Origin of the sequence: Kamptonema animale CS-326, assembly GCF_028330895.1 — a bacterium.
Taxonomy (GTDB): Bacteria; Cyanobacteriota; Cyanobacteriia; order Cyanobacteriales; family Microcoleaceae; genus Kamptonema; species Kamptonema formosum.
On record NZ_JAQMUA010000043.1, the window covers coordinates 1 to 8,987 of the forward strand.

5 protein-coding genes are annotated in these 8,987 nt (G+C 42.6%); 3 read left to right on the forward strand and 2 right to left on the reverse strand.

What is annotated here, in order from left to right; genetic code table 11:
• Positions 1-5: 5 nt before the first annotated feature.
• The gene (locus PN499_RS02855; protein ID WP_272030182.1) at positions 6-1,373 is read right to left on the reverse strand and encodes a TldD/PmbA family protein; all 1,368 of its coding nucleotides are present in this window, start codon (positions 1,371-1,373) and stop codon (positions 6-8) included.
• 350 nt (positions 1,374-1,723) lie between these two features.
• Between PN499_RS02855 and PN499_RS02860 the strand changes: the two genes are divergently transcribed.
• The 3 genes from PN499_RS02860 to PN499_RS02870 all read left to right on the forward strand — a co-directional run bounded on the left by PN499_RS02860 (position 1,724) and on the right by PN499_RS02870 (position 8,021).
• On the forward strand, positions 1,724-4,657 hold the full coding sequence (locus tag PN499_RS02860; RefSeq protein WP_272030183.1) for a PAS domain-containing sensor histidine kinase: 2,934 nt from the start codon (positions 1,724-1,726) through the stop codon (positions 4,655-4,657).
• Between the two features lie 231 nt (positions 4,658-4,888).
• Positions 4,889-5,749 carry a DUF1361 domain-containing protein gene (locus PN499_RS02865; RefSeq protein WP_272030184.1) on the forward strand — a complete coding sequence of 287 codons (861 nt, stop codon included), beginning with the start codon at positions 4,889-4,891 and terminating at the stop codon, positions 5,747-5,749.
• 283 nt (positions 5,750-6,032) lie between these two features.
• Positions 6,033-8,021 carry an ABC transporter ATP-binding protein/permease gene (locus tag PN499_RS02870; RefSeq protein ID WP_272030185.1) on the forward strand — a complete coding sequence of 663 codons (1,989 nt, stop codon included), beginning with the start codon at positions 6,033-6,035 and terminating at the stop codon, positions 8,019-8,021.
• A 58-nt stretch (positions 8,022-8,079) separates the two neighbouring features.
• On the opposite strand, the gene PN499_RS02875 is transcribed toward PN499_RS02870, so the two are convergent.
• Positions 8,080-8,922: a metal ABC transporter permease gene (locus PN499_RS02875; protein WP_272030186.1), complete on the reverse strand. Its 843-nt coding sequence runs from the start codon at positions 8,920-8,922 to the stop codon at positions 8,080-8,082.
• Between the last annotated feature and the right edge of the window lie 65 nt (positions 8,923-8,987).

An 8,987-nucleotide genomic window follows, 5' to 3' on the forward strand; every position in this document is an offset into this window, starting at 1 on the left:
GCTCCCTAACGTCCCCCGACGACGACATTTTTAATCCGCAAATGGGGGCCGCCGACACTCACGGGTAAGCCGCCTTGGCCACCTTTCCCGCAACCGCCGTAAGCATAAACCGAGTCATTACCGATCGCCTCAATATCCTTCAACGTCTGAAAGACATTTCCCGTCAGCGTCACATCGCTTACAGGTTCAGCCAAACGACCATTACGGATCATGTAACCTTCCGCCGCCGCAAAGGTAAACATTTCCCCATTTGTCTGTCCGCCTAACATCCGCACTGCATAAACGCCTTCCTCAATATCAGCAAGCATCTCTTCTAGAGAATGTTCGCCTGATGCGATCGCAGTATTTGTCATTCGTACAATTGGCGGATAACCAGCACTTAAAGCACGAGCATTTCCAGTCGGTACCTCACCCATTTTGCCCGCAGTCTCGCGGTTGTGCATTCTTGTGGTTAATACTCCATCTTTAATTAAATACTTGCATTGTGCCGGTACACCTTCGTCATCGTATTTAAGAGTTCCGGGAAGTCCCGGTAAAGTTGCATCATCAACCACATTTAACTGTTCAATTGCTAACGGTTTTCCCAGAGTTAGTAACTCCTGCATTCTAGGATTTTCGTAAATACCGTCAGCTTCCGACAAATGACCGAAAGCTTCGTGAATAAACACGCCGGAAAGGTAGGGATCTAAAATTACAGTGTATTGACCGCCCTTAACTGGTTTTGCCTCCAACTGCTTAACAGCTCTGAGTGCGGCGGATTTCACTTGGTCTTCAACATTCGCCAGAACATTGTAATCCGATCGCGAGTGGATCGACTCAAAACCTTGGCGGACTATACCATCTTCTCCCCGCGCGATCGCGCCAAAACGCCCCGTCACATCCAAGCGTTCTTGAGCGATAGAAGTACCTTGAGAATTCACAAAATAAGTAATCCCAAAGCGATCGCTGTAACCTGTCATCGTCGTCTGAATTCGCGGGTCAAAGTCCAGCAACAATTGATTATAATCTTGCATCAAAGAGCGCTTTTCTTCCAGAGATACGCCCCGTGGATCGCGACCAAATTCCACAGCCACATAGTCTTGAATCGGTTTAACTGCCGCCAACTCAGTAGTTTCTGTACCCACCAAATGAGCTTGAGAAATAGCCTCTTCAATGCGGTTTTTTAACTCCGCCAAGCTATTAAAAGTCACAAAACTCCATCCCCCCTTGTGACAGGCGCGGATGCCGCCAGCAAGGGAAAAACTGCGGTTAACGCCATCCAACTGCGGGCCGCGAAAACTAATCGCCGTTGACTCGCTCTGTTCAGTGCGAATTTCGAGATAATCCACGCGATCGCTAAAGGATGCGATCGCCTCCGCCAACTGCTCTTGCATCGAATTCTCCACGCTCTGATTCACTCTCGCGAAAAAACTTAAACATTCCTAATTCCAGTTTAACCTGGGTATTTCAACTAAAAACGAGATCGAGGTCACAATAGACTTTTTGCATAGGTGCTAGAACCCTGAACATAAGTTATTGCAGTTACAGAACTGAAGCTCACTTAGGACTTACGCATTGAAGGTAAAACCCTAAGTTCCCCAACCGCGCTAAAAAAGAGGGTTGAGAACGATTTAGCAAGCTCATCTCCCCCATTTTCTCCCTTTTTGAGCTGAAGGGATTTCTGCTTAACTCATTTTTGTAATAAGTCTAGTTTTACTGGAAACTATTAGCTAAAAATCAGCTTATGAAATTCCAATATGCCCGTTACTTAGCAGCAGTTTCAACATTAGTAGTGGTTGTGTCAAGTATCTGGTTTCTAGATTGTTCACAGGCAGAGCAATTACAGCAGCAAAACCACGTTGATACAGTAAAAAATTTAAGTATAGTTCGGGTAAATCTCGAAGGTGAGTTAAACTTACAGCGATTTCTAACATGGGATTTAGCTTCTCAAATCTCTCTCAATCCAGACCTCACAAAAGCTAAAGCTTGGTGGGTAAGAATTGGCAGTAGTTTACTAGCAGTATTAACGGGGATTTTTGTATTTAAATGGACGCGAGAACCCGTAAAATTACGAGAGATTGTACAAGAAGCAACAGATAAACTTAGAGAGAGTGAATTGCAATATCGAGAATTAGTTGAAAATGCCAATAGCATTATTCTGAAAGTAGATGCTTTTGGTAATATTACCTTTTTTAACGAATTCGCCCAAAAATTCTTTGGCTACTCCGAGGAAGAAATCATAGGCAAAAATGCAATCGGAACAATTATTCCTCATACAGATTCCTCTGGAAATGACCTGACAAAAATGGGTGAAGATATCCTACAACACCCAGAACGATATATTTGCAACGAACACGAAAATATCCGAAGAAATGGAGAATTAGTCTGGGTTTCGTGGCGAAATAAAGCGCTTGTGGATGACAAAGGATGCTTTAAAGGAATCCTAGCTATTGGTAATGATATTAGCCGTCGCAAACAAGCTGAAAAAGCCCAAAAAGAAAGTTACACGCTCTTGCAAGCAGTCATTGAAAGCATCCCCGATCCCATTTATGTCCGCGATCTTCAGGGACGCTATGTACTCGTCAATAGTGCCACTGTTAAAGCTTTTGACCGACAGCCAGAGGAAGTTATCGGTAACAGCGATCGGGATCTGCTATCGCCGGAAATTGCTCAGGAGTTCCTAGAAATAGATCGCCAAATTATTGCTACTGGACAATCGCTTACCTATTCACAAGATGTACCACTTAGCGATGAAATACGGAATTTTCTAACTACAAAAAGCGTATACCGTGACTCGGAAGGAAATGCACTCGGAGTGATTGGTATTTCGCGAGATATTACTGAACGCAAGCAGGCAGAAATCGCCCTCCAAAGAGCTAATGAAGAACTAGAAATTAGAGTTGAAAAACGGACGGCAAATTTAAAGCAAGTGTTGAAGCAATTACAGACACAAATTGCAGAGAGAGAAGAAGCTGAGGAAGAATTGAGAAAGAGCGAAGAACGTTGGCAATTAGCTCTCAAGGGTACTAATGATGGGATCTGGGATTGGAATCCAAGAAATAATGAACTATTCATGTCTTCCCGTTGCAAGGAAATGTTAGGGTTTGAAGAGTGGGAAATAGAAAATGACTTAAATGCTTGGTATAGCCTCCTACATCCAGACGATCTTGACCGGGTGATAAATGCAGGCCAAGATAACCTAGAGGGAAAAACTCCCTATTTTATTGCCGAGTATCGTATTCGCTGTAAAGATGACAGCTACAAATGGATTTTGGGTAGAGCCAAAGCACTGCGAAATGAAGAGGGAATACCAGTGCGAATGGTTGGCTCAATTTCAGATATTACAGCTCGTAAACTTGCAGAAGAAGCATTGCGGGAAAGCGAGGCAAAATTTCAACATCTTTCCGCTAATGTGCCAGGAATGCTTTACCAAATTCTGTTGTGTGCCGACGGTTCTGCGAGCTATCCTTATATAAGTCCTGCTTGTAGGGAAATTTTTGAAATAGAGCCAGAAATAGTTCAAAAAAATATAACTCTAATACACGATCTAATCCACCCAGACGATCGCCAAAATCACGATCGATTAGTTGCTCGGGCAGTCCAAATTCTGCAACCTTGGGATTGGGAAGGAAGAATGATTTTACCGTCAGGTAAGATCAAATGGATTCAAACCATTTCTAAACCTGAAGATTTAGGTAACGGAGATAGCATCTGGCACGGTTTAATGACTGATATTAGCGATCGCAAACAAGCGGAAGAAGCATTAAGGCAAAGTGAAATGCGAGAACGAGAAAAATCACAACAACTTGAAAAGACACTTGTGCAATTACGCTCTACTCAAGCTCAATTGATTCAAACTGAAAAAATGTCTTCCTTGGGGCAGTTAGTTGCAGGTATTGCTCACGAAATTAATAACCCTGTGAATTTTATACATGGTAACATCACCTATGTCAATGATTACATTCAAGAATTACTTAGTCTGGTGGAATTATATCAACAGCAATATCCTCAACCCAGCGGCGAAATTGGAGATAGAATTGAAGAAATTGAGTTAGAATTTATCAATGAAGATTTAGCCAAAATTTTATCATCAATGAAGGTAGGAACTGAGCGCATCCGCTCAATTGTATTATCTCTACGAAACTTTTCCCGTTTGGATGAGTCTGAGATGAAGCAAGTTGACATTCATGAAGGCATTGAGAGTACATTGTTGATTTTACAGAACCGTTTTAAAGGAAAAAATAACTATTCTGAGATTCAGTTAGTCAAACAGTTTGGCGCTCTGCCACTGGTGGAGTGCTATGCTGGTCAGCTAAATCAAGTGTTTGTGAATGTAATCGCCAATGCGATCGATGCGATTGAGCAGAGATTTAAAGGGCACTCTGTTGAGGAAATAGAAGCTAATCCGGGTCGGATTGACATTTGTACCAAAGTTAGCGATCGCGAAACTGCGATCGTTCAAATTACCGACAACGGTTCAGGAATGCCAGATGCAGTAAAAGCTCAGATTTTCAACCCATTTTTCACCACAAAAGCAGTCGGCCAAGGCCCCGGATTAGGACTGTCAATCAGTTACCAAATTGTGGTAGAACAGCACAAAGGTAAACTAGATTGTGTTTCAGAAGTCGGTCAAGGAACAACCTTTATAATTGAGATTCCAATTCGGCAAAACCGCTAATCAATTAAAAATTAAAAATTAAAAATTAAAAATTAAAAATTAGCAGATTGACTGTCGCTACATCAAGCTGAGAAAAAAAAGCTGAAACTCTATCAGTGCTTAAGTTTGAACGCTATTGACCCAATCTTAACCCTATTTTATCCAATCTAAAATCGAAATAACCCTTTAGCGATATGATGCTGCATCAATCTGTAACTATCCCACAAGAGTAGATCGTTCCGTGAAAAAGCTATGAAATATGAACTGATTGCTTTGATCGCTGAGTCCTGGCGGGCAATGGCACACAATGGACGCTGGATGTCTTGGAATTTGTTTCTGGCATTAGTACCCTTAGCCGTGAGTTTTTTACTATTTTACCGACCGCGATCGCGCTTTCTGCTGTGGGGTACAGCATTCCTCTTAGGAGCGACTTTCTTGCCAAATACCCGCCATGTTGTAGCCTATGGAGTTCACCTGATCCGCGATCTAGGCAAAACTTACGTACTTGGCGCGATCGCAGTCACCCTGCTACTGATGGCTCTGGATATCTGGGTGTTACGACAGCGCGGAACTCGCTCCCTCCGCTGGTGGGGTGGTTTTCTCGCTTTCATCGCCTTCTTACCGAATGCACCCTACGTTTTAACAGATATCATTCACCTGATCGACCAGATTCGCTGGGGGTACTCAGTTTGGGTAATTACCCTTGCCTTAATTCCCCAATATCTACTATTTATGGTCGTAGGTTTTGAAGCCTATGTCTTATCTGTGATTAACTTAGGTTATTACTTGAAGCAACAGGGTTTGGGTCAATTCATCTTAGTCGCCGAGTTAATCGTACACGGTCTTTGTGCTATTGGCATTTATCTAGGACGATTTATACGTTTCAACAGTTGGGACATCATCACTAACCCCGACGAGCTTGTTAACACCGTCATGAACGATCTCATCGGCAAGCGTCCTGTTTTGGTCATGGTTGTAACCTTTCTAGTGATTACCTGTTTGTACTGGCTGATGAAACAAGTTAGTTTGGGGATTAGCCAGCAACACTTAACAAGTAAACCGCAGGAGGATTTGGCAAACGGGAATGCAACTTCTTCCGGGCCAATTTCCTAGTCAGATGGGGAAGATAGGATGGGGGAGATGGGGGAGATGGGGAAGATGGGGGAGATGGGGAAGATGGGGGAGATGGGAGAATTACTTACTATTTTCACCTCAAAACCACGTTGGCGTAGCCTACCAGAACCCAACAGAAGTGCTTTGTTGGGTTACGCTACCCTCCACCTAACCTACTAGCTTGTTTTTCTTGTCACCATCTCCAGTTCCAAGAGATCCTCTAGCATTTTGTCAAGACTCTTGATATCTTAAAACAGCCTAAGTAGTTCTTCTGAAAGCAAAGATGAATCGATTTGATGGTCAGTTATGGAAGCGATTTTTAGCGATCGCACAGCCTTACTTTTATCCCCTTGAACAAAGGAGTGGCACAGCCTTTCTGGGATTGCTCGTGCTGCTGATCGTATTTCTGTTCGCTGCCATGTTCGTAGTTGTCAGCGCCGTTAGTTTAGGAATTCAAGCTCTTTTCCCGGACTTTTTCAATAGTGTCGCGGCTGGTTTAGCGACACTGATAAAAAGCATTATTAATTCCCCTGCGATTGTGGTTGTGGCTTTAATGCTGATTTTGCCATTCAGCGCCTTTATCTTTTTCAGAAATAGGTTAATACCGCGCTGGCAACAATGGGGATTCTTGACTCTGTTGCTGATTCTATCACTTTCGGTTAGCGGTCTTAACGTGGTGATTAGTTACGTCGGCAACTTTTTCCAAACAGCCTTGGCAGGTAAAGATGAGGGAAACTACTGGAAATATCTTTTCGTTTATGCGGGCGTTTTTGTCGTTGGTACTCCGATTGTTGTGATTTACGGCTATATCAGGGATAAACTTAGCCTCTACTGGCGAGAGTGGATGACCAATAAGTTCCTTGATAAATATTTTCAGAATAGAGCTTACTATGAAATCAATTCTAGGAAAAATGAAATTGACAACCCTGACCAGCGTATTTCTGAAGATGTTAAATCTTTCACTGGCACAAGCTTGAGCTTTTTATTAATCATTCTTGGCTCAGTAATTGATATTATATCGTTCACTGGGATTCTCTGGTCAATTTCTAAACAGCTTTCAGTCTTCCTGATTATATATGCTACTTTTGGTACGATAATTACTACCATTTTTGGTCAAAAATTAATTCCGCTGAGCTTTAACCAACTGAAAAAGGAAGCTAACTTTCGCTACGGATTAGTTCACGTCCGCGATAATGCTGAATCGATTGCATTTTACTCTGGCGAAGAACAGGAGTCAACTCAAGTCAAGCAACGATTTGTGGAAGTATTCCAGAATTTTAACTTGCTGATTGGCTGGCAGCGAAATCTAGGATACTTTACCACTGGATATAAATATGCTGTTGTAATTCTCCCTTCTCTGTTTCTCGCTCCCGCTTATTTTGCCGGTCAAATTAAATTTGGAGATATCGGTCAAGCTGGTTTTGCTTTCAGTCAAGTTTTAGGCGCTTTATCGGTAGTTGTCGATCAAATTGAAGCCTTGAGCGCTTTTGCAGCAAGTATCAATCGTTTGGCAGTATTTACAGATACGCTAGAAGCACAAACAACCGCACAAAAACTAGGAGAAACTACAATTGATACTGTAGTCAGTTCTGAAGTAAGTTCTGAGTTTAAACTAGAACACCTTACTCTAGACACTCCGAAACACCAGAAGACTTTGATTCGGGATCTTTCCGTTGAAGTACGACCAGGAGAAGGACTTTTAATTGTAGGTCAAAGCGGTGCGGGTAAGAGTTCTCTGCTGCGGGCGATCGCGGGTTTGTGGAACAGCGGAACAGGTCGCTTGGTGCGGCCAAACCTTGACGAAATGCTGTTTTTGCCCCAGCGACCTTATATGATTTTAGGAAGTCTGCGATCGCAACTGCTCTATCCCAATACCAGCAGCAAAGTTGAGGAGAAAGAACTACGCCGCGCCTTAGAATTGGTAAATTTAACAGATTTACCAGAGAGAGCGGGTGGTTTTGATGCAGAGTTAGAGTGGGCTGATATTTTGTCCCTAGGTGAACAGCAGCGCCTTGCTTTTGCACGTTTGTTACTAACGCAGCCCTCATACGCTATTTTGGATGAAGCTACAAGTGCTTTGGATCTGAAAAATGAAGCGGCGCTCTATCAGCATTTACAAGGAACTAAAACTACTTTTATCAGCGTCGGACACCGTGCGAGTTTAGTTGAGTACCACCAATACGTTTTGGAATTGTTAGGTGATTCCAGTTGGCGAGTTTTATCCGCTCAAGATTATCGTGCTAATTTCAATGTGTTCTCGGTTAACACTTAAGGACTTATGTAACGCCGCCCTACGGGCGGTAAAATACCGCCCAGAGGGCGGCGTTACGCTACTCATGAAATCTCTTTCTAGTGAAAATTCCTTGGCTGGGACTGAAAAGCAAAGCTAACAAAAATAATCCAAAAATTACCAAGACAATCCCAGGGCCAGATGGAACATTCAAGTAATAACTGAAATACATACCGATCGCGCTAGCAAAACTACCTAAAATCGCTCCCACTACCATCATTAAATGTAGTTCTTTTACTAATAAATATGCAGTAATTCCCGGCCCGATCAGCATAGAAATTACTAGCAGCGCACCAACAGTTTGTAAACTCGCTACAATCGTCAGCGTAATCGCAGCAATCATCCCAAAATAAATCAAATTAACTGGCAAACCACTTGCTTGAGCCCCCATTCTATCAAAGGTATAAAACAATAGTTCTTTGTAAAAGAGTTTGACTAAAATCAAAACTATTACAGTAATCGCAAAAGTGTGCTGTACATCAGCAGGCGATACTGACAATATATTACCAAAAAGAAATCCTTGCAGGTCTAATTTAGTGGTCTTTAACAGGCTAATTAGAGCGACGCTAAGGGCTAAAAAGGTAGACAAAATCAACGCCATCACTGCATCAATTTTCAGTCGAGATTGAGACTGAATCCAAGCCATGATTACAGCACTGATGACCCCAGATATAAAAGCTCCAATGGAAATACTAATTCCAAAGACAAACGCAATTGGCAATCCTGGCAATACTGAATGGGCAATCATTTCTACAATCATACCCATCTGTTGTACAATTAAATAAGAGCCGACAACCGCGCAGATTATACCCAATAAAATACCCGTCGCGATCGCGTTTCTCATAAACTCAAATTTCAATGGTTCAATTACCAATTCCAACATTTAAGCACCTCAGATAGAATGGGGAGCAGGGGAGCAGGGGAGATGGGGAGCGGGGGAGCAGGGGA

Bases quoted from the DNA above. Each gene is read 5' to 3' on its own strand.
- PN499_RS02855 (WP_272030182.1), bottom strand. From the start codon at position 1,373: ATGCAAGAGCAGTTGGCGGAGGCGATCGCATCCTTTAGCGATCGCGTG.
- PN499_RS02860 (WP_272030183.1), top strand. From the start codon at position 1,724: ATGAAATTCCAATATGCCCGTTACTTAGCAGCAGTTTCAACATTAGTA.
- PN499_RS02865 (WP_272030184.1), top strand. From the start codon at position 4,889: ATGAAATATGAACTGATTGCTTTGATCGCTGAGTCCTGGCGGGCAATG.
- PN499_RS02870 (WP_272030185.1), top strand. From the start codon at position 6,033: ATGAATCGATTTGATGGTCAGTTATGGAAGCGATTTTTAGCGATCGCA.
- PN499_RS02875 (WP_272030186.1), bottom strand. From the start codon at position 8,922: ATGTTGGAATTGGTAATTGAACCATTGAAATTTGAGTTTATGAGAAAC.